Annotated in this window: 10 protein-coding genes; 5 read left to right on the top strand and 5 right to left on the bottom strand. The window is 69.6% G+C overall.

Annotation, left to right across the window (positions count from 1 at the left end; genetic code table 11):
- Nucleotides 1-100: 100 nt before the first annotated feature.
- Together G5B46_RS20480 and G5B46_RS20475 are read right to left on the bottom strand one after the other, a co-directional pair.
- Nucleotides 101-793 carry an SdpI family protein gene (locus tag G5B46_RS20480; RefSeq protein ID WP_165261930.1) on the bottom strand — a complete coding sequence of 231 codons (693 nt, stop codon included), beginning with the start codon at nt 791-793 and terminating at the stop codon, nt 101-103.
- The gene (locus tag G5B46_RS20475) at nt 790-1,104 is read right to left on the bottom strand and encodes a metalloregulator ArsR/SmtB family transcription factor (RefSeq protein ID WP_165261928.1); all 315 of its coding nucleotides are present in this window, start codon (nt 1,102-1,104) and stop codon (nt 790-792) included. The genes G5B46_RS20480 and G5B46_RS20475 overlap by 4 nt, the downstream gene beginning before the upstream one ends.
- Before the next feature lie 279 nt (nt 1,105-1,383).
- Between G5B46_RS20475 and recQ the strand changes: the two genes are divergently transcribed.
- Nucleotides 1,384-3,231 carry a DNA helicase RecQ gene (recQ, locus tag G5B46_RS20470; protein ID WP_165261926.1) on the top strand — a complete coding sequence of 616 codons (1,848 nt, stop codon included), beginning with the start codon at nt 1,384-1,386 and terminating at the stop codon, nt 3,229-3,231.
- 148 nt (nt 3,232-3,379) lie between these two features.
- Nucleotides 3,380-3,694, top strand: a complete 315-nt coding sequence (locus G5B46_RS20465; RefSeq protein ID WP_165261924.1) for a hypothetical protein — start codon at nt 3,380-3,382, stop codon at nt 3,692-3,694.
- A gap of 256 nt (nt 3,695-3,950) precedes the next feature.
- Here G5B46_RS20465 and G5B46_RS20460 read toward each other — a convergent pair whose 3' ends face one another.
- Nucleotides 3,951-12,713, bottom strand: a complete 8,763-nt coding sequence (locus tag G5B46_RS20460; protein ID WP_165261922.1) for a putative Ig domain-containing protein — start codon at nt 12,711-12,713, stop codon at nt 3,951-3,953.
- A 314-nt stretch (nt 12,714-13,027) separates the two neighbouring features.
- Between G5B46_RS20460 and G5B46_RS20455 the strand changes: the two genes are divergently transcribed.
- Entirely contained in the window at nt 13,028-13,645 is a 618-nt protein-coding gene (locus G5B46_RS20455) for a tail fiber protein (protein WP_165261920.1), read from the top strand.
- Between the two features lie 88 nt (nt 13,646-13,733).
- On the opposite strand, the gene G5B46_RS20450 is transcribed toward G5B46_RS20455, so the two are convergent.
- Nucleotides 13,734-14,018: a hypothetical protein gene (locus tag G5B46_RS20450; RefSeq protein WP_165261918.1), complete on the bottom strand. Its 285-nt coding sequence runs from the start codon at nt 14,016-14,018 to the stop codon at nt 13,734-13,736.
- A 112-nt stretch (nt 14,019-14,130) separates the two neighbouring features.
- Here G5B46_RS20450 and G5B46_RS20445 point away from each other — a divergent pair, with 112 nt between their 5' ends.
- Nucleotides 14,131-14,655 (top strand): GNAT family N-acetyltransferase, encoded by a 525-nt coding sequence (locus G5B46_RS20445; protein WP_165261916.1) that lies wholly within the window; start codon nt 14,131-14,133, stop codon nt 14,653-14,655.
- 741 nt (nt 14,656-15,396) lie between these two features.
- A complete protein-coding gene (locus G5B46_RS20440; protein ID WP_165261914.1) occupies nt 15,397-18,513 on the top strand; it encodes a TonB-dependent receptor in 3,117 nt (1,038 codons plus the stop codon).
- 268 nt (nt 18,514-18,781) lie between these two features.
- Here G5B46_RS20440 and G5B46_RS20435 read toward each other — a convergent pair whose 3' ends face one another.
- Nucleotides 18,782-21,091, bottom strand: a complete 2,310-nt coding sequence (locus G5B46_RS20435; RefSeq protein WP_165261912.1) for a PAS domain-containing sensor histidine kinase — start codon at nt 21,089-21,091, stop codon at nt 18,782-18,784.
- Between the last annotated feature and the right edge of the window lie 91 nt (nt 21,092-21,182).

The following is a 21,182-nucleotide window of genomic DNA, read 5'->3' as shown; positions in this document are numbered from 1 at the left end:
CCGCGTGGCGGTGTCATAGCTCACGACGACCAAACACGCGATAGAATTGACGACAGGTGAACGCGGTTTAACCAAGCGGGGGAGAACCTGGCTCCTCGCCTCAGGTGCGATCCGGATCGGTGCGCCAGACCCGCCAGCTTTCGAAGCCGGCGGCCAGGCCCGAGGCGATCACACCGGCCATCAGCACGTGGAAACCGATCGGCTGGGGCGCGACCGGCGCGGCCGCCAGGCCAAGCAGGCCGACCAGGGTCATCAGCCGCCCGGCCAGGCGGTTGGACTTGTCCCAGGCCAGCCGGCTGCGCAGCGCCCAGTAGGTGCGAACGCCGATGACGGGGTTGGGCTTCACCCGCCCCAGGAACGCCCCCATGCCCAGGAACAGCAGGGCCATGCCGCCCATCATCAGGCTGAGGAACATCGCCTGGCCGCCCTGCCGGGGCAGCAGGTCGAAGGCCGTCGAGGTCAGCATCACCGCCCCGAAGGCCGGCGCGGCCAGGCCGACGATCCGTCCCAGGCGATAGGTGAAGCGGTCGCCCCGCCGGTCCCTGACCTGGCGCTCCATCGCCGCGCAGACCACGGCCACCGCGCCGGCGACCATGGCGATGACGCCGATGGCCAGACCCATCTCGGCGCGGTCGCCCCAGCGATCGACCTGGCCGGCGTAGTTGAAATGCATCGGCATGGGTCCCGTCGGACCCAGCCGCCAGACCGCCAGGGCCGCGCCGGCGATGGCCGCCGTGGTCAGGATCGAGACGCCGTCCAGCGGCGTCAGACCGCGCTTGTCCGCACTGTTCATGCCTTCTTCCCCTCTTCAGTGGATGGAAGCGCCGACCCAGCCGCGACGGCCTCGCCCGTTCCCATCAGCTCCATCATGAAGGCCACCGCTTCCTCGACCGCCGAGATCATCAGGCGGTAGCGGACCGAGGCCCCGTCCTTCTCGGCCTCGACCAGGCCCGCGGCCTTCAGCGCAGCCAGGTGGGCGGTGACCGTCGGCCAGGCCATATCGAACCGCGAGGCGATATCCCCCGAGGCCAGCGGCCCGTCGCGCAGCATGGCGACCATGCGGCGGCGAGCGGGATGCGACAGGGCCTTGAACACCTCATTCATGAGCCAGAAGGCTAATTAGCCTTTTGACTAAGAGTCAAGCGATCCGCTTCTCTGACCCTTCTCCCCTTGCGGGAGAAGGTGTCGACGAAGTCGACGGATGAGGGGTCTCCCAAACTTGAGACGCCGCACCCGGCCTGACCGCCTCGCGCGGTTTCGAGTCCCGAGAGACCCCTCACCCGACCTCCTTCGGAGGCCACCCTCTCCCGCAAGGGGAGAGGGATTAAAAAATCCGCCGTTTCCGGCCTTGGCGCGGACTCGCGCCCCTGCCAAAAGAGCGCCGTGTCCACCGCCCTCGCCTCCCCGCCCTCGCTCGACGCCGCGCGCGACGTCCTGCGCCGCACCTTCGGCCACCAGGATTTCCGCGGCCTGCAGGCCCAGGTGGTCGGCGAACTGCTGGAAGGGCGCAGCGCTCTGGCGGTGCTGCCCACCGGCGGCGGCAAGAGCCTGTGCTACCAGATCCCCGCCCTGGTGCGCCCGGGCCTGGGCCTGGTGGTCTCGCCGCTGATCGCGCTGATGGCCGACCAGGTGGCGGGCCTGCAGCAGGCCGGGGTCGCCGCCGAGCGCCTGGACTCAAACACCCTGCCCGAGGAGCGCGCCGAGATCTGGCGGCGCATCGAGGCCGGGCAGCTGGATTTGCTGTACCTGTCGCCTGAAGGCCTGATGCAGGGCTGGATGCTGGAGCGGCTGTCGCGCCTGCCGCTGTCGCTGGTCGCCGTCGACGAAGCCCACTGCGTCAGCCAGTGGGGCCACGACTTCCGGCCCGAGTACCGGATGCTGGGCCGCATCGCCGAGGTGTTCCCGAACGCCCCGCGCCTGGCGGTGACCGCCACCGCCGACGCCCGCACCCGCGACGACATCCGCACCGAACTGCGCCTGCAGGGCGCGGCCGAGTTCGTCGACAGCTTCGCGCGGCCCGAACTGGCGCTGAACGCCGAGCGCAAGCGCGGCAAGGGCCATGACCGGGTCATCGAACTGGTCACCGAGCGGCCGGGCCGCGCGGGCGTCGTCTATGCCGGCAGCCGCGACTCCACCGAGAAGCTGGCCCAGATGCTGATCGACAACGGCGTGCCGGCCCTGGCCTACCACGCCGGCCTGGACAAGAACGTCCGCGCCCGCCGGCTGGAACAGTTTCTTGAGGCCGACGAGGCGGTGATGGTGGCGACCATCGCCTTCGGCATGGGCGTCGACAAGCCCGACGTGCGGTTCGTGATCCACGCCGATCCGCCGGCCGCCATCGAGGCCTATTGGCAGGAGATCGGCCGCGCCGGCCGCGACGGCCAGCCGGCCGAGGGCATCACCCTCTATAGCAGCGCCGACCTCGCCTGGGCCGGCCGCCGCATCGACGCCCGCGAGGCGCCCGACGAGGTCAAGCAGGTGCAGGCCCGCAAGCTGCGCCAGTTCTACGCCATGCTGGAGGGCATGACCTGCCGCGCCGCCGCCGTCCGCCGCTATTTCGGCGAAGAGGGCGTGGAACGCTGCGGAACCTGCGACATCTGCATCTCGCCCCCGAGCGGCGTCGACGCCACCCAGGCGGCCCAGAAGGCGCTGTCGGCCGCCCACCGTCTTGGCGGGCGCTTTGGGCGCGGACGCCTGATCGACCACCTGCTGGGCAAGACCAAGGACGTCACGCAGCAGGAAGCTCAGATGTCGACCTTCGGCATCGGCCGCGAGTTCAGCCCGCAGGGCTGGCGCGACCTGCTCGACACCCTGGTGTTCGAGGGCCTGCTGCGCGAGGACCCCAACGAGGGCCGGCCGCTGATCGGCCTGGGCGACGGCGAGGGCGTGCGGGCCGTCTATCGCGGCGAGCGGCAGGTGTCGCTGCGCCAGGCCCCGGGCGGCGAGGCCGGCGGCAAGGGCGCAGGCGGCGGCAAGAGCCTGCGCCGACGCCAGGCCCTGACCGTGCCGCCGGGCGACCAGATGCTGTTCGAGGCCCTGCGCGCCTGGCGCAAGGAACAGGCCTCGGCCCAGCACGTGCCGCCCTATGTGATCTTCCACGACGCCACCCTGGCCGAGATCGCCGCCGCCCGGCCGCTGACCCTGGCGGCCCTGGGCAAGTCCGGCGGCGTGGGCCAGGGCAAGCTCGACCGCTATGGCGAGGCGGTGCTGAAGGTCGTCCGCGACAACTGACAGGAGCCCCGCGGCCGGTTCGCGCAAAACGTGCGTGATCGCCTCTTGCCCGAACCAAACCGGCTCGCCAGGTGTTAGTCTCCAGACGCCCGGCGGCGCGCCTTGCGCCGCGCCCCGGGAACACGCCCTTTCATAACGGGAGACGCCGATGACCGACGCCACCATCAAGACCGACCTCGCCGGCGGCGCCGACACGGCGAAGGCCAGCGCCCGGAAGACCGCCGCCAAGGCCACCGCGGCCGTCAAGAAGGCCGCCGCCACCGTCGCCGAGACGGCCGCCGAAAAGACCCAGGTCGCTCGCGAGTACGTGCACGAGAAGACCGACGCGGCCGTCGCCTGGTCCAAGCCCAAGGCCGAGGCCGCCCACAAGGCCGCCGAGGAACATCCGCTGGCCCTGGCGCTGGGCACCTTCGTGGCCGGTGCGGTGTTCGGCTTCCTGCTGGCCCGTAACTTCGACCGGTAAGCCTGGGCGCGGGCCTCCGCGACCTTCGAGCCTGAAACGACGAACGCCCGGCGGGACCGACCCGCCGGGCGTTTGTTTTTGGGCTGCGGCGCCTTCCCCCTGCAACGAAAGAGATAACGACGGCCGGCGCAGCGCCCCGTCTCGCCCCCTCCACCATCTTCACCCATCCCCCTCTCCCGCTTCGCGAGGGAGGAGAAAAGGAAAGGGCGGCGCCGTCGCCGGCGCCGCCCTCCTTAGTTCAGGTCTTCGCCTTCGATCAGAAGGGCGACTGGATCGAGAGCCTGACGCCCTGGCTGTCGCTGTCCTTGCTGACCATGTTGTCGAAGTCCAGGCCGAACCGGATGCCGTTCCTGATGGTCAGGTCGGCCCCGAGCTCCAACCGCAGCTGGTCGCGGTCGATCGGATCCACCGTCAGGCGGTAGGTCGGCCCGCCCACCCAGTCGGTGTAGCTGAGCAGGGCGTCGTTGGCCTTCTCGAAGTCGTGCGAGTACTCGACCCGGAAGCGCGGAGCCAGCAGGCCGGCCGCCGTCTTGCGGAGGAACTCGCCACGCAGACCCAGGGTGCCGGTCAGGCTCTTCACGGTCTGCGCGTGGTAGGTCAGGCCGTAGGGCCCGCCGCCGTCTTCGGAGAACGCATCCAGCTGCGAGCGGCTGAAGGCGAAGCGGCCGTAGGGCGACAGCAGGCTGGTCGGCGTCCGGTGCTCCATCCCGAAGGTCAGGGCCGCGAACACCTGGTCGCCGTCACGCTCGCCGTTCACCAGCTCGCCCGTCGTGGTGACGTAGCGGCGGGTGTCGAAGTCGAGCGTGCCGTAGCCGAGGACCCCGTCGATGAAGGTCTTCTCGCCCGTCTTCAGGCTGGCGTAGAGGCCCGCGCTGTAGCTTTCGGCGCGGCTCTTGGTGCCCGACTTGCCGATCCGGCTGGAGTCGCGGCCGTAGCCGAGACCCAGGCCGAAGGCGAAGTCTTCGTTCACCCGGTAGTCGACGCCGCCGGTCAGGCCGTCGGTGGTGAAGCGGAAGCCGCTTTGCGACCCGACCGCGTCACGCATCCCGAAGTCCGCCGAACCGGCCGCCCAGACGCCCCAACGCTTGGGACCAGCCTGGCCGTCCTCGCCGTCGTCCTGGGCCGAGTAACCGGCCTTGGCTTCGGGCAGCAGGGGGCTGGACGGATCGGCCGCGTCGTTCATGCCGAGGCTGGCGTACTTGCGGAACCGCTCGCGCGCCTCCAGCCCGTCGTCGCGCTCGACATCGCCGCCACGGACGCTGACCCCGAACCCGCGACCCGCGCCGCCGCCGTTGTGCAGCTGCTCGAGGCGACGGTTGAAGTTGCTGATCTGGGCGTCGGCGAAGCGGATGGCCGCCGCGTCCTGAGCCGCGATCAGGCCCTTCACTTCAGGATCCTTCGACGGATCCGGGCGAGCCGTGACGATCACGTTGACCCGACCCGGAGCCGACGTCGCGAAGGCGTTGGTCAGGGTGTAGGTCACCACCGCCGTGCCCGCGAAGGCGTTGTCGGGGGTGAAGGTCAGGGTGTAGGCGCCCGACGAGGGGTTGGTCACCACGGCCGCGCCGGAGCCGGCGGGCGTGACGGCCACCACCGCCGCACCGATGAACGGTCCGCCGCTCGCCCCGCTGACCAGATTAACGACCGCCTTCTGGCCGGCGAGGATCTCGACGGTGATCGGCGGCGCCGTCAGGGGCGCGGGGTTGACGGTCACGGTCACCGGGATCGGAGCCGAGTCACCGAACGGATTGCTGATCCGGTAGGTGAAGCTGTCCGAACCGGAGAAGCCGGCGGCCGGGGTGTAGACGATGGTCTCGCCGTTGACCGCGGCCGCGCCCTTGGTCGGGGCGGCCACGACCGCCACGCCCGTGAACGGACCGCCGGTCGCGCCTTGCGTCGCCGCCAGGGTGACCGACTGGCCGGCCAGGACCGTGATGGTCTGGGCCGACTGGGCCGGGACCGCCAGCGGAGCGACCGTGACGGTGACCGTCGCCGGACCGCCCGTGCCGCCTTCGCCGGTGGCCGTGTAGGTGAAGGTGTCCGTACCGAAGAAGTTCTGGGCCGGAGCATAGGTCACGTTGAGGCCCGAGATCGTCGCCGTGCCGTTGGTCGGAGCCGTGGCGATGGCGATGGTCGAGATCGGGCCGGTGTCGTTGGCGGTCACCGGGATGACCACCGTGGCGTTGGCGTTGAGGCTGGCCGTGTCGTTGACGACGACCGGAGCCGGCGCTGCGACAGCCACCGTGATCGCGGCCGGGGTCGAGGTGCCCCCAGGACCGGTCGCGGCGTACGAGAAGCTGTCGGTGCCGTAGTAGCCCGGGTTCGGCGTGTAGGTGATGGTCACCGCCCCGCCGCTCTGCGACCGCATCCGCGCCGCGCCGCCATTGACCACGGCCGTGCCGTGATCGGCCTGCCGGGTGATGATGACGCTGTCGTAGAAGCCGTCGATCAGGCTCGAGACGTCGATGGTCGTGGGTTGCCCCGGGTCGGTCTCGGTGGAGACCGGCTCGACCACCGGCGGCGGCGCCGGATTGACCACCAGGGTCGGGCTCACGCTCGTCGAGAAGGGAGTCGGCCCCGTGGAGGAGTCGCTCGCCGTCACGACGATCGGGAAGGAGCCGGCCTCGGTCGGCGTGCCCGAGAGGACGCCGCTGGTCGTATCGAACGACAGACCGGTCGGCAGAGTCCCGCTCAGGGCGTAGCGGTAGGGGGTGACCCCGCCCGTCGCCTGGAAGGTCAAGCTGTAGGCCATGCCGTAGTCGGCCGCCGGCGCGGAGGTCGGCGACAGGGTCATGGTCGGGCTGGCGATATCCATCGACAGGGCGTCGGTACCGACGGCGCCGAAGCTGTCGGTGGCGGTCACGCTGAAGCCGAAGGTCCCCGCGGCGGTCGGCAGGCCCGAAAGCACGCCGCTGCTGCTGAGGCTCAGGCCGGCCGGCAGGACGCCGGTGACGCTGTAGCTGTAGGGACCCGTGCCGCCGGAGGTCGACAGCACCTGGTTGTAGCTCTGGCCGACGACGCCGTTGGCGGGCGAAGCCGTGACCAGGGTCACCTGGGCGATGTCGACGCTATAGGCCTGCGAGACGGGGAAGCCGTTCGCATCCGTGGCGGTGACGGTGAAGTTGGCCACGCCCGTGGCGCTTTGCAGCGCAGCGCCCGAGATCACGCCGCCCGTGCTCAGGGTCAGGCCGTTCGGCAGGGCGCCGGCGGTGACCGCGTAGCTGTAGGGCGAAGTGCCGCCCGCCGCCGAGAAGGTGGCGGTGTAGGGCACGGTGGCCGTGCCCGCCGGAAGCGGACCCGCCGCCGGCGACAGGGTCATGGCCGGCGCGCCGACCACCAGGGTGTAGGCGACCCCAGGACCCGGATAGGGACCCGGCGCCACCGAACCGTCGCTCGCCGTCACGGTGAAGGCGAACGAACCGGTGACCGTGGCCGAACCGGAGAGCGCGCCCGCCGAGGTCAGGGTCAGGCCGGCCGGCAGGGCGCCGGAGGTGACCGCGAAGGTGTGCGGCGCCACCCCGCCCGTGGCCGTGAAGGTCTGGCTGTAGGGGACGAAGGCCGTGGCGGTCGGCAGGGCGCCGGCCGTCGGGGCGGTGATCGTCACCAGGGGAGCCAGGATGTTGATCGGGAAGGTCCCTTGGCCCTCGGCGCCATAGGCGTCGGTGGCCTTGATCACCGCGTTGAACGTCCCGGCCGCGGTCGGGGTCCCCGAGAGGACGCCGGCCGTGCTGAGCGCCAGACCCGTCGGCAGAGAGGCGCCGACGACGGTGAAGGTGTAGGGCGCCGTGCCCGTCGAGGCCGTGAAGGTCGCGCCGGGATAGGCGGTGGCGACGATGCCGTCGACCGGCGTGCCGGCGACCACCAGGGTCGGGGCCGTCACCGTGACGCTGACCGTGGCCGGGGCCGAAGACCCGCCCGCGTTGCCGCCCGTATAGGTGAAGCTGTCCGTACCCGAGAAGCCGGCCGTCGGCACGTAGTCGAAGGTGGCGCTGGCGCCCGCTCCGACCAGCGTCGCCGTGCCGTGGCTCGGGGCGCTGGCGATGGCGACCGACGTGGCCGGCACGCCGGTCAGGTTCGGAGCGATCGTGTTGGTGGTGCTGTTGGCGGCCACGGTCGCGCTGACCGCGTTCGCGGTCGGCGGAGCCGGGACGTTCACGTCCAGGGTGAAGGCCTTGGTCGTGGCGTAGGCGCCGCCCGTGGTGTTGTCCTGCGACCGGACGGTGAAGTTGTACGAGCCCACCGCCGTCGGCGTGCCCGAGAGCACGCCGCCGCCGCCGAGGGTGATCCCGGGCGGAGTGGCGCCGGAGACCACGCTGTATTGATAGGGCGCGGTGCCCCCGGCGGTGTCGATGGCCTGGTTGTAGGCCGTGTGCTGGGTCGCCGCCGGCAGGCCGGCCGCCGTCGTGATGGTCAGCGTCGGCGCGTCGACCACGACGTTGATGTACGCCCTGGCCACGGTGTACGGACCGATCCCGGTGGAGAAATCCTGGGCCGCGATCGTGAAGCTGAAGGTGCCCGACGCCGTCGGCGTGCCGGTGATCTCGCCAGTCGTGGACAGGCTGAGACCAGGCGGCAGCACGGTTCCGCCATACATGGAGTAGGTATAGGGCGCCGTGCCGCCGCCGGCCGTGATGGTGGCGGTGTAGGCGACGCCGGCCTTCATCCCGCTCAGCGTGCTGGGCGTGAGGGTCAGGGCCGGGGCGTTGAACGTGCCCGTATAGGTCCGCGTGCCGAGGAACGGCGCGCCGGCGCCCGTCGACGAGTCCGTCGCGGTGACCGTGAAGCTGTAGGCGCCGCCATGGGTCGGCGTGCCGGTGATCTGGCCGCTGGAGGACAGCGACAGGCCGGCCGGCATCGCGCCCACGACCGCGTACTGGTAGGGGGCCACGCCGCCGGTGGCGGTGAGGGTCCGGTTGTAGGCGGCGCCGATCTGGCCGTTGGCCGGCGAGATCGGATCCAGGGTGATCGTCGGCGCGTCGATGGTCCAGCTGTAGGCCTGCGAGCCCGTATAGGGGCCGGCGCCGGTGCTGGAGTCTTGAGCCGTGACCGTGAAGTTGAACGTGCCCGCGGCCGTCGTCGTGCCCGTGATCTGGCCGCCGGTCGACAGGCCAAGGCCGGTCGGCAGCGTGCCGGTGTGCGAGAAGGTGTAGCCGGCCGTGCCGCCGCTGGCGGTGATCGACTGGTTCACCGTCGTGCCGGTCGCGACCGCCGTCAGGGTTCCGGGCGAGACCGTGATGGTCGGCGCGTCAACCGTCAGGCCGTAGTTCTGGGTGATCTGGAACGGCCCGGTGCCCGCCGAGCTGTCCGTCGCGGTGACGCTGAAGTTGAACGGACCGCCCCCTTCCGTCGGCGTGCCCGAGAGCACGTTGCCGGTAATGGTCATGCCAGTCGGCAGGTTGCCGGCCCAGCTGTAGGTGTAGGGCGCAGTGCCGCCCGACGCCGTGAAGGTGCGGGTGTAGGCGCTGGCGATCGTCGCGTTGGTCACCGGCGTGTTCGGCGTCAGCGAGAGCGTCGGCGCGGCGATGGTGATGGCGTAAGGCAGAGCGCCGGTATAGGCGCCGCCCGCGCCGCTGCCGCCGCCCGTGCTGGAGTCGGTGGCCGTGACGGTGAAGTTGTAGGTCCCCGCGCCGGTCGGCGTGCCGCTGATCTGCAGGTTGCCGCCGACGAGCGACGGGGTGAGGCCCGGAGGCAGCGACCCCGTGACCGCGAAGGTGTAGCCCCCCGTGCCGCCCGAAGCGCTGACGGTGGCGGTGTAGGGAGCCGCGATCGTACCGCCGGTCAGCGGCGAGGCCGGCGACAGGACGATGGTCGGCGCATCGACGATCAGCGTGAAGCTCTGCGTTCCGGAGTACGTGCCGCCGGCGGTCGAGTCCTGGGCCCGGATGACGATCGGGAACGAACCGCCCTCGGTCGGCGTGCCCGAGATGCCGCCGGCCGAGAAGTTGAGGCCGTCCGGCAGCGTGCCGCTGTCGAGGGTGATGGTGTAGGGCCCCGTGCCGCCGCTGGCGGAGAAGCTGGCGCTGTAGCTGGCCGCAACCGTGCCTCGCGGCAGCGGATCGGGCGTCGACGCAACGGCGATCGTCGGCGCGGAGACCGTGATGCTGTAGGCCGCCTGCCCTTGGTAGTTGTTGCCGCTGCCGTCGGTGGCGGTGACGGTGAAGTTGAACGTCCCGGTGCTGGTCGGCGTGCCGGAGATCGTGCCGCTGCTGAGGCTCATGCCCGGAGGCAGGGCGCCGGCGGTGACGGCGAAGGTATAGGGCGCGATCGAGCCCGAGGCCGAGATGCCCTGGCTGTAGCTCGACGCGCCTGCCTGGGCTCCTGGAAGGGCGCCGGCGGCAGGCGACAGGGTGATGTTCGGCAGGGCGATGCTCAGCGAGGCCGAGGCCGTGCTGGTGTAGCTGCCGTTGCCGGCCGAGTTGTCGGTGACGGTGACCACGACCGTGGCGTTGGTCGCCGTGGTCGGGGTGCCGCTGATGACGCCCGAGCTATTCATCGTCAGGCCGGCAGGCAGGCCCGTGGCCGAGTAGCTGTTGTAGGGCGGGTTGCCGCCGCTGATGGTCACGGGCGAGGCGACGGCGTTGTAGGCGACGCCCACCTGGCCGGTGGCCGCCGGCAGGGTGAGCGAGAACACCGGATTGTTCACGGTCACGAAGACCTGGCCGACGTTCGAGGTGCCGCCGGCGTTGGTGGCGACCCAGTTGAAGGTGTCGGTGCCGCGGAAGCCGACCGGCGGGGTGTAGCTCATCAGGCCGGCGCTATCGACGGAAACCGTCCCGCCATAGGACGAGGCGCCGACCTGGTAGCCGGTCGGGCTTTCGGTGGCGTGCGGAGCCGCGCTGAAGGTCGTCGCCGTGGCCGAACCGCTGTTGTAGGTCAGGCCGGTGATGGAGAAGGACGAGGCCACCGGAGCCGGCGGGGTGCCCACCGACAAGATCGCCGTGGTGTTGGCGTTGTACGGACCAGCGCCCAGCGAACTGTCGGTGACGTTCACGGTGACGGTGAAGGACCCCTGGACCGCCGGCGTGCCGCTGATGACGGCGCCGACGGCGCTCAGGCCCGAAGGCAGGCCGTTGATGCTGTTGACGGTGTAGGTCGCCCGGCCGCCCGAGAAGGTGACGGGGTTGCCGCCGGCGTTATAGACCCGTTCGACGGTGCCGGTGGCCGACGGCAGGGTCAGCAGGATCGTCGGATTGCCCATCGTGACGGTGACCGTCGCCGGCGCCGAGGTGCCGCCGGCGTTGGTCGCCGTGAAGGTGAAGCTGTCGTTGGCGTTGCGATAGCCGACGGGCGGCGTATAGGTCGCGTTCCCGCTGCTGTCGACGCTGACGCTGCCGCCCTGGGCCGTGGTCGCCGAACCGACCGCATAGCTGGTCGGCGTGTCGCCCCCCGTGAGGTAGAATGACAGGCCGATGTTCGTCGTCAGGTTCGAGCCGTCGTTATAGGCGATGATCGAGCCGTAGCTCGCCGAGCCGGCGATCGGCGGCGCGACGAACGTGAAGCCGGACGTGGCCGTGCCGCCGGCCGTCGTGACGGCCACGACGATGCTCCCGGACGCGTGGGCCGGGGTCGTGAACACGACCGACGTCGGATTGACGGACGTCGGCGTCACGCTCGCGCCGTCGACGGTGAGGGTAGCCCCGCTGAGGTTCGTGCCGCTGATCGTCACGGACGTTCCACCGGCCGTCGTACCCGCCGCGGGCGACAGCGACGAGATCGTCGGCGCCGCGACATAGTTGAAGCTGGACGAGGCCGAGCCGCCGGCGGTGGTCACGACAACCGGCACAGAGCCGGCGACGTGCGCGGGCGTGGTGAACACGACGGAGGTCGGGCTTGTCGAATTCGGCGTCACGGTCACGCCGTCGACGGTCAGCGTGGCGTTCGAGAGGCCCGTGCCAGCGATGTTCACGCTGTTTCCGCCGCCCGTGGGTCCCGAACTGGGCGTGAGCGAGGAAATCGTGGGCGCGGCGAGGTAGGTGTACTGGTTGGCCACAGCGGTGGCGCTGGTGCCGCCGACGGTGGTGACGCGGACGTTGACCGTGCCAGCCGAGCCGCCCGGGGCGACCGCCGTGATCTGGCTGGCGCCGTTGACGACAAAGCCGACGGCGGGCGTGCCCCCGAAGGCCACGGCCGAGGCGTTGAGGAAATTCGTGCCGGCGAGGGTGACGGACGTGCCGGAGGTGAGCGGGCCGGCGTTCGGCGTGACCGAGGTCACCGTCGGCGGCGCGACATAGGTGAAGCTGGACATCGCCGTGCCGCCGGTGGTGGTCACGGCGACGCTGACCAGGCCGGCCGCATGGGCGGGCGTGGTGAAGACGATCGTGGTGTCGTTATGCGTGGTCGGGGTGACCGTGACGCCGTCGACGGTGACGCTGGCGCCCAGGAAGTTCTGACCGGCGAGCGTCACCGAGGTGCCGCCCGCGGTCGAGCCTTCGTTCGGCGACAGGCCCGAGATCGTCGGCGGGGCGGGCGTGCAGGTGGCCGTGGTCGTGGCCGTCCCGTCCGAGCTCGGAGCGATGCGGGTCTGGAACGCGAACTCGGTCGCAGTCGGGCCGTAGGCATAGGTTCCGCCCCCGACCCCGATATTGGTGACCGTTCCGCCCGAATCCGTCGACCGCTGGAACTGAACCAGCGGTCCGGTCGAGGTCATCGTGACCGAAATCGTGTCGCCGACGGCGAAACTGTGAGGCCCGCCCGGATACCATCTGCTTTGCGCCAAGGCCCCCCCGGTCAGGTTGACATTGACGCCCTGGAAGGTGGCCGCGCCCGTGTTCTGCCGCGCGTCGGTGCTGGTCACCGCGCCGCTGGCGATGCTGGTGGTCTGGTTCAGCGCACCGGCGTTGACGGCGGCGCACCCGGTGGATGCGGCCGCCAGCGTCGGCGCCAAGGTCGTCAGCATGGCGAACAGCGCAATGGCGACGTGACGAAGCCGCAGGCCTCCCGCACGCCGCTCGAGCTTTTCACCCTTGGTCGCGAACGACGCCAAATCCCGCAGAACGCGGGTCAGCCACCCCTGGAACATCGATTTCCCCAGCCCCAATTATCCACGCGCGGTTGTCCGCCCCGGACTCTCCGTCCGCGCGCATTAACAGCCCACTACACGTAACTGTACATTATGCACAGCCCCAAGGCGTTTCCCGTGTGAATTGTCACATCACGCGTCAAGGGTGTGTCCCAAAGTTGAGACACCGATGTGCGTGACCGGTTTTCAAGGGATTTCCGGGACTTGCCGCGCGCCTGATCGGAGCTGGGGCGGCCGCGTGAAACGAGCGTCTTGCGCGCTAGGGGCGTCGCTGTATAGCCTAGCAACTCAACATTGTGGGAGGGCCCGACACTATGGACTTCTATATGGCGATGATCGTGCAGTTCGCGGGCAACTTCGCCCCGCGCAACTTCATGTATTGCAACGGTCAGATCATCAGCATCGCTCAGAACACCGCCCTGTTCTCGCTGCTCGGCACCACCTTCGGCGGCAACGGCCAGACGACCTTCTCCCTGCCGGACCTGCGCGGCCGCGCCGCGATCGGCCCGGGCCAAGGCCCCGGCCTGCCGACCTACGTCCAGGGCGAGATGGCGGGTTCGCCGACCACCACCCTGAGCATCCTCAACATGCCGGCGCACAACCACGCGGCCGTGTTCACCCCGACCGGCTCGCCGACGGTGAACGTCACCGCTCTGAGCGGCGTCGCAAACGGCTCGCAAGCCGTGCAACCGACCGCCAACGCCCAGATCTGTAACGCCTACGACGCCACCAACTTCTCGTCGGCCAGCATCTTCGCCCCGGCCGGCACGGCGGGCACCGCCGTCAACCTGAGCGCGGGCAACGTCGCCGGCATCGCCGGCAGCGTCACCGTCGGCGTCACCGGCAACAGCCAGCCGTTCGACTCCATGCAACCCTATCTGGGCCTGCAATCGATCATCTGCACCGCCGGCATCTTCCCGTCGCGCAACTGATCACCGAATACGGAAACGCCGGCCCGTGGCTGTCCACGGGCCGGCGTTTTCTATTTCTGATCGCGCTTTTTCGGCCCAGCCGGCGCCGTCAGTTGAAGATGGCCTGGTAGACCCGTGCGTTGGGCAGCGGCTTCAGCTGGGTGATGACGATCGTGTGCGGCCCCCCCTTGCCGCAGTCGAATTCGTAGGCCCCGTCGATCAGGCTGATGTTCATCGGCGACTCGAACATCAGCGAGAAGGGCTCGCGGATGTCGTTCGGATAGCCGGGGCGGAAAATCGCCGCCAGGGTGATCTCGACCGGATGCGGAACGGTGGCGACGCGCACCTGCTTGCCCACCCACGCTTCGAAATCTTCCGGCTTCAGCAGCAGCATGACATCCCCCTCGCCTGTCTTGAACTTGGCCCGTCTTGAACTTGTCTTGGCCGATCGCGCGAAAAACGCAACCTATGCGTCGATCTAGCCCATTCACCCGCGAGTCGTCGCGATGAAATCACCATTCGACATGCCGCCCCTGCCCGCGGCGCTGCAAGCCCGCGACGTGACCGTCCGCACGATCGAGGACGGCGACACGGCGTTGCTGACGCAATGGCACGCGGCCTTCCGGGGCGCGTCCTTCCTGGCGATGGGATGGAGCCAGGCGCAGGTGGCCGCGATGATGGCCGACCAGTTCCGCCTGCAGCAGATCCACATTGCCAGCGCCTATCCCGAGGCGGATCGCTGGCTGGTGCTGGCGGGCTCGGTTCCGGCCGGCCAGCTGCTGCTCGACCGCGCGCGGGACGACTGGCGGCTGATCGACCTGCTGCTGGCGCCAGAGGCCCGGGGCCTTGGCCTGGGCATTGGCCTGATGACGTGGATAAAGGACGCGGCCGCCCAGGCCGGCGCCGCGTCGATCACACTGGATGTCGGGTTCGACAACGCTCCGGCCCAGGCGCTCTACCGCAAGGCCGGCTTCGTCGAGGCGCCGTCGGAGACCGAGATCGCCGTCGCCATGCGCTGGCGCCCGGCCTGAACCCGGCCGTCCCGACGGGGTGTTCGGCGGGGCACAAACAAAACCCGCCATGCGCAGTTCCTAGTTCTATCCGTGAAGTCCGCCGGCGCCCGCCGCGCGCGTCCTGGCGCGCCCGCGAGGCCGATGATCCTGGTCCTCCCGCTTCCCCTTCCCAGACAGGCCCGCCCTACGGTCGAAGCCTGCCGCCTGAGCCAGTCCCTATGCCCAGACCGCCGATCTGGCAAGTCGAATCCCGCTTTCTGCGATGTAGTTTCACACGTTGAGAATAGCGCGTATCAATAGTTTCAGAATTGAAACTTTATGATATTTAAGTGATCGTCAGTTTTCAGATACGCAAAGACAGCCGAATACATGGTTATGTTGTCAAAACTCAGACAACAGAGATTGACAACGACGCCTCTTCGATAAGATTTTTGACGTCGTCGCAGAGATCAAGAGATCCGCGGCGACCGTGAAGACCGCTCATTGCTCGCGACGGCGCAAACCCCCGCCCGATCGCGATACGCCGAAGCCCGACGCCGGAGATCCCGGCGACCGGCCAGCGCTCCGACGCCCGCCGCGCGTCGCCCCGAGCCTCGGCGTCCATGCAAGCCCGCATCGACAGTCGTTCCGTCGCGCCCCGCCGGTCGCGACCGGTCCCTTCGTCGCGCCTTGCCTCCAGCCATCCAGCAACACGCCGCGGAGCGCGCTCTCGCGGCGAAAGAAGGCGGTTCACCGCCAGTCTCTCATCGGAGGAAACCCATGAAACACCAACTGCTGGCGACCACGGGCCTCGCCGTCGCCATCCTGGGGATCGGCGCCCCCGCCGCCCTGGCCCAGACCACCGCCCCCTCTCCCGGCGCCACGGTCGAGAACAAGGTCGAGGAGATCGTCGTCGTCGGCACTCGCGCCAGCCTGCAGTCGGCCATGGGCCGCAAGAAGCGGGCCGGCACGATCTCCGACTCCATCGTCGCCGAGGACATCAGCCAGTTCCCTGACAAGAACGTCGGCGAGGCGCTCGGCCGCGTCACCGGCGTGCAGCTGGCCCGCGACTTCGGCGAGGGCAACGCGGTGTCGATCCGCGGCGTCGAGCCCGACCTCAACCGGGTCGAGATCAACGGCATGAGCACCCTGTCGACGGCCGGCAACCTGCAGGTCTATGGCGGCGGCGGCCGCTCCAACGACTTCCGCGAACTGGCCTCCGAGCTGGTCAAGTCGATCGACGTGTTCAAGGGCTTCACCGCCGACATGACCGAAGGCGGCGTCGGCGGCACGGTCAGCGTCACCACCCGCAAGCCGCTCGACTTCAAGAAGCCGACCCTGTCGTTCACCGGCTCGATGCAGAACCTCGACACGGTCGACGGCTGGAAGCCGCGCGGCAACGTCTTCGCCGCCACCCAGCTGTTCGACGGGCGCCTGGGGCTGATGGCCAACGTCACCTACGACAAGGTCAACACCCGCGGCGACTACGTCCGCAACTCGTCGTGGGGCCGGTTCGCCGACTTCGACAACTCGGCCGACAAGACCGTCGACTACTACTCCACCGCCTACAGCCAGGACATCGTCGATCTGGCCAGCGGCGTCGACACCTATGCCGGCTGCTCGTCTCTGGTGACGCCCGACGCCACCCAGATCTCGACCAGCAACCTGCGCACGGCCTGCCAGAGCCAGTGGTACGACTACGCCCCGCGCGTGGCCCGCTACGGCGTCTGGACCCGCACCGACGAGCGGATCTCGGCCGAGTTCACGGCCCAGTACAAGTTCACCGACAAGATCGACGCCTGGGTCAGCTACAACCGCAATGAGCGCAGCCAGCGGCTGAACGACATCAACTACGGCACCGACTTCACCTCGGCGACGAGGCTGCGCAACACCGCCGCCAACGGCACGTCGTGCTCGAGCACCGACACCACCGCCGGCTCGGTGGTCACCGACGCCAACCACAACGTCATCCAGTACACCCTGGGCAACTGCCTCACCACCTCGGGGGCCGGCGGCTACAACGGCTTTGGCATCAGCGCCCGCGACTTCGCCTACGAGTCGACCAGCGACTACTACAACATCGGCGCCAACTACCGGGGTGACCGCCTGCAGATCGAGTTCCAGGCCTCCAGCGCCGAGACCTCGACCGTCTCGCAGACCAACAATGTCAGCGTCAGCTTCGACACCCCCGGCATGACGGTCACGCTTGACCCGTCGACCGGCAATCCGTCCTTCACCTTCGCCGACGGCTACAGCCCCTCGGACGCCTCGGCGATCCGCCAGTGGCAGATCCAGTACCGCCCGTCGAACTCCCAGTCGGAGGAGAAGCAGTACAAGATCGACTTCGACTACGAGGTCGACCTGCCGTTCCTGAAGAAGATCGAGTTCGGCGGCCGCGCCACCGACTTCTCGACCTCGGGCTACGGCTATGGCGGCTACATCATCGACGGCGGCGCCAACGCCTATTCGACCACCGACGACACGGTGATCTACAGCAACGCGGTGAACTCGACGGCGACGATCCTGGCCAGCCAGACGGCCGACCAGACCAACCCGGCCAACGCCTCGGCCGCCTACACCACCGGCTACTGGTCGACGAGCGAGACCTGGTCGCGGGCGTTCTCGAACGCCGTCTTCGCCCAGGCCATGACCCAGCTGCCCAGCGCCTTCTATTTCGGTGGCGGCGGCCTGCCCTCGACCTGGCTGTATCCGGACTTCAACAAGGTCGCCCAGTACCTCGACACGTCGCACTTCAACCTGAACAACCTGGAGACCACGACGGGCAACGACGGCGAGACCTACGAGCAGATCCCCTACAAGATCCAGGAACAGACCGACGCCCAGTACATCAAGTTCAACTACGCCTTCCCGCTCCTGGGCTACGACGTGAACGGCAACTTCGGCTGGCGGCGCGTCCACACCAAGACGCAAGGCACCGGGGCCCAGACCCGCAGCGAGACCTATGCGGCGACCAACGGCGGCACCTCGACCACCTACGTGCTGAGCAACAGCATCGCCACCATGACCAAGGACTACACGGTGTGGCTGCCCAGCTTCAACGTGGGCCTGTGGCTGGCGCCCAACAAGCTGGCGGCCCGCGCCGGCTTCGCCCAGCTGATGGCCCGTCCGCGCATGGACTACCTGATGCCGACGGTCAGCTGCACCACCGACAACTCGCCCGACGCCAACGGCGAGTTCGACGAACCCAGCTGCTCGGCCGGCAATCCGGAGCTGAAGCCCTATCGCGCCAACCAGTACGACCTGTCGTTCGAGTACTATCCTAACAGCGACACCCAGATCTCGCTGGGCCTGTTCTACAAGGACATCGAGTCGTTCTACGTCTCGTCGCGCACGCTGATCGGCAAGGTCGACGTCTATGGCGACGGGGTGCTCTACAACTACAACACCTACATCAATGGCGACGGGGCCAAGATCTCGGGCCTGGAGCTGACCGGCAAGACGGCCTTCACCTGGCTGCCGGGGGCGCTGTCGGGCCTGGGCGTCGACGCCAACTACACCTACCAGGAAGCCAAGGACGTCGAGCTCTATTCCACCCTCGACGGCTCGCCGCTGCCCTTCCCGGGCCTGTCCAAGAGCAGCGCCAACTTCACGGTCTGGTACGACAAGGGCCCGATCAACGCCCGCCTGGCCTACAACTACCGCTCCAAGTACCTGGTCTCGGCCGCCGACACCTCGGGCCAGCCGGTGTTCCGCGATCCGACCGGCTATCTGGACGGCAAGATCACCTGGAAGCCAGGCCCCAAGGGCCTGTCGCTCTTCGTGGAAGGCAAGAACCTGACCAAGGAGGAGGAACGCTCCACGGCCGGCGACATCCGCCTGACCGAACTGGGCTACTTCGGCCGCCGGTTCTTCATGGGCTTCACCTACAAGTACTGATGGCCAAAGGGCTCCTGGGCGACCAGGAGCCCTCTAGACAAGGAAAGGGCCTCCCGAGCATCTCGGGAGGCCCTTTTTGTTTTCACACTTGCGTCGTCGTCCCGGCCGCAGCGCAGCGGAGAGCCGGGACCCAGGGGCCGGCGACGCGACCTCGGCCACGCCCTGCTGGCGGTGAACCCAACCACGGCGCCCAGTCGCCTGGGTCCCGGGTCTGCGGGCCGCTGCGCGGCCCTCCGCCCGGGATGACGATGGGGGTGGGAGGGATCGCCTAGAACCCGAACTCCGGCTGGGCCGCGCCCGGGTGCTGGGTCTCTGGCAGGTGGCAGGTGAAAGTCGAGCCGGCGCCCGGCTCGCTCTCCAGGGCCACCCAGCCGCCGTGCAGCTCGACCAGCGCCTTGACGAGCGCCAGGCCCAGGCCCGGGCCGCCGCGATCACGGCCGACGAAGCGGTCAAAGATGTGGGCCTGGACGTGGAAGGGCACGCCGCGGCCGGTGTCCTTGACGTGCAGCTTGACCTCGCCGAGCGCGCGCTGGGCCGAGATCGTCACCTTGCCGCCCGGCGGGGTCTGGCGCAGGGCGTTCTCGACCAGGTGGTCGACGGTCTGGTTCAGGCGCTTGGCGTCGCCGCGGATCAGGCCGACGTCCTCGTCGCAGATCACTTCCAGCGTCACGCCGCCGATCTCGGCGTCCTTGCCGCCGCGCTGATAGGCGCCCTGCAGCAGGTCGACGACGCGGATGTCCTCGATCTCCAGCGCCATCTCGCCGGCGTCGATCTGGGCCATGTCGAGCACGTCGTCGATCGAGCGGGCCAGCTGGGTGGCGGCGGCGCGCACGGCGGCCACGTGGCCCTTGCCGCGCTCATGCAGCCCCTCGGCCCGCTCGAGCAGTTCGGAATAGCCGATGATCGTCGTCAGCGGCGTGCGCAGCTCGTAGGAGACATTGCCGACGAAGTCGCGCTTGAGCCGCTCGGCCTCGGCCAAAGCCGCGGAGCGATCTGCAAGGGCGCTTTCCAGGTGACGGGTGTCGGTGACGTCGGCGAAGGCGATCAGGGTCGCGCCGTCGGGCAGCGGCCGGCTCTGATAGACCACGATGCGGCCGTCGGAGGTGCGCACCTCGCCCGAGGTCGGCGCGCGCATCTGCGGATCGGGATCGGCCACCCGGCCCTTGAGCTCGCGCCAGAACGACAGGTCGTGCAGGCGGCGCACGCAAAGCTCGACCACGCCCTCGAAGTCGCCGGCGGCCTGCAGGGCCTGGGGCGTGACGTTCCAGAAGGTCTCGAAGGCCTCGTTGTGCAGCCGCAGGCGGCCGTCCGAGCCGAACACGGCCACGGCGTCGTTCAGCTTGTCGAGCGTCGCCTGCTGCACCTGGATCAGGGCGTTGTACTGGGCCTTCAGGCGCAGCTCGCCGGTGATGTCGGAATAGAGCAGCAGCATGCCGCCCAGCGGGTGAGGCTGACGCACGACCTTGAGGGTCCGGCCGTCGGGCAGGTCCCACAGCTCGTCGGCCTGGGGCCCCAGGTCCTCGTAGCGGGCCAGCTCGGCGGCTTTCCACTTCGCATAGTCCACCGTCTCGGGCAGGCGGCGGCGCTGGCGCAGGCGGTCCAGCACCTCGCCGTGGGTCGGACGCTCGGCCAGCCACGCCGGCTCCAGGCCCCAGAGCTCGGCGAAGGCGGTGTTGTGGAACGACAGGCGGCGGCTGGCGCTGAAGATCGCCACGCCGTCGGCGATGTGGTTGAGGGTCTCGTCGTGGGCGGCGACGTGGTTCTTCAGGGTCTCACGGACGTCCTCGACCTCGGTGACGTCGGCGCTGAACACCCCGGCCCCGCCGCCGTCCAGCGGCTTGACGGTGAAGCGGAAAGCCCGGCGGCGACCGTCGATCGGCGTCCAGCGCACGCTCTCGCGACGCTCGACCTTGGCGGCGGCCTCGACGGCCAGGGCGTCGACCGCGCGATCGAAGGTCTTGCCCGCGCGCGCGGCCTGGGCGGCGTTGTCGACGCCCACGGCGCGCAGATAGGCGGCGTTGGCCCAGGTCGGCGCGCCGTCGGCGGCGGCGATCCAGGCCGGTTCGGACAGGCCGTCGACGAAGGCGGCGAAGCGGGCGGCGCTGGGCAGGCCAAGGTCGCCGGTCTGGGCCGCCAGGCGCAGCCAGGCCAGGGCGCCGGCCGCGCGGCCCTCGACGATCACCCGGCCGCCAGGCCCGCGGGCCTCGAAGGCGCAGGCCTCGCCGCGCTCGAACAGGGCCTTCAGGCGGGCGGCGTGGTCGGGATCGCCGGCGATCAGCGCCTCGACCAGGGCGTCAGGCGTGGCCTCGACGTTCAGCACCTGGGCGCAGGCGTGCAGGCTGTCGTCGCCCGACACCAGGCGGGCCGCGCCGTCCTCGACCGCCACCAGGGCGTTGTCGAAGGCTTCGGCCGAGGCCTGGGCCGCCACCGAACCGCTCTCCAGCGCGTCGAGGCGCAGCCGCATGCCGGCGATGCGCGCGTCGAAGGCGCGTCGTTGGGCCAGGGCCCACAGCGTGGCGCAGATCGCCAGGCAGACCGCGCCGGCCGCCGCGGCCAGGATCAGATCGAGCGATGTCATCCGGCGTGTCGCTAGCCCCAGAAGGCGTAAGGGTCGAATCAGATTTGGCAGCTTAGACCGCGCGCGGCGCGAGCGCGATCTGGCCCCTTCC

This window comes from Caulobacter sp. 602-2, assembly GCF_011043625.1.
Lineage (GTDB): Bacteria > Pseudomonadota > Alphaproteobacteria > Caulobacterales > Caulobacteraceae > Caulobacter.
This window is presented reverse-complemented; position numbering and strand designations above follow the sequence as displayed.

Bases quoted from the DNA above. Each gene is read 5' to 3' on its own strand.
- G5B46_RS20480 (WP_165261930.1), bottom strand. From the start codon at position 793: ATGAACAGTGCGGACAAGCGCGGTCTGACGCCGCTGGACGGCGTCTCG.
- G5B46_RS20475 (WP_165261928.1), bottom strand. From the start codon at position 1,104: ATGAATGAGGTGTTCAAGGCCCTGTCGCATCCCGCTCGCCGCCGCATG.
- G5B46_RS20465 (WP_165261924.1), top strand. From the start codon at position 3,380: ATGACCGACGCCACCATCAAGACCGACCTCGCCGGCGGCGCCGACACG.
- G5B46_RS20460 (WP_165261922.1), bottom strand. From the start codon at position 12,713: ATGTTCCAGGGGTGGCTGACCCGCGTTCTGCGGGATTTGGCGTCGTTC.
- G5B46_RS20455 (WP_165261920.1), top strand. From the start codon at position 13,028: ATGGACTTCTATATGGCGATGATCGTGCAGTTCGCGGGCAACTTCGCC.
- G5B46_RS20450 (WP_165261918.1), bottom strand. From the start codon at position 14,018: ATGCTGCTGCTGAAGCCGGAAGATTTCGAAGCGTGGGTGGGCAAGCAG.
- G5B46_RS20445 (WP_165261916.1), top strand. From the start codon at position 14,131: ATGAAATCACCATTCGACATGCCGCCCCTGCCCGCGGCGCTGCAAGCC.
- G5B46_RS20440 (WP_165261914.1), top strand. From the start codon at position 15,397: ATGAAACACCAACTGCTGGCGACCACGGGCCTCGCCGTCGCCATCCTG.
- G5B46_RS20435 (WP_165261912.1), bottom strand. From the start codon at position 21,091: ATGACATCGCTCGATCTGATCCTGGCCGCGGCGGCCGGCGCGGTCTGC.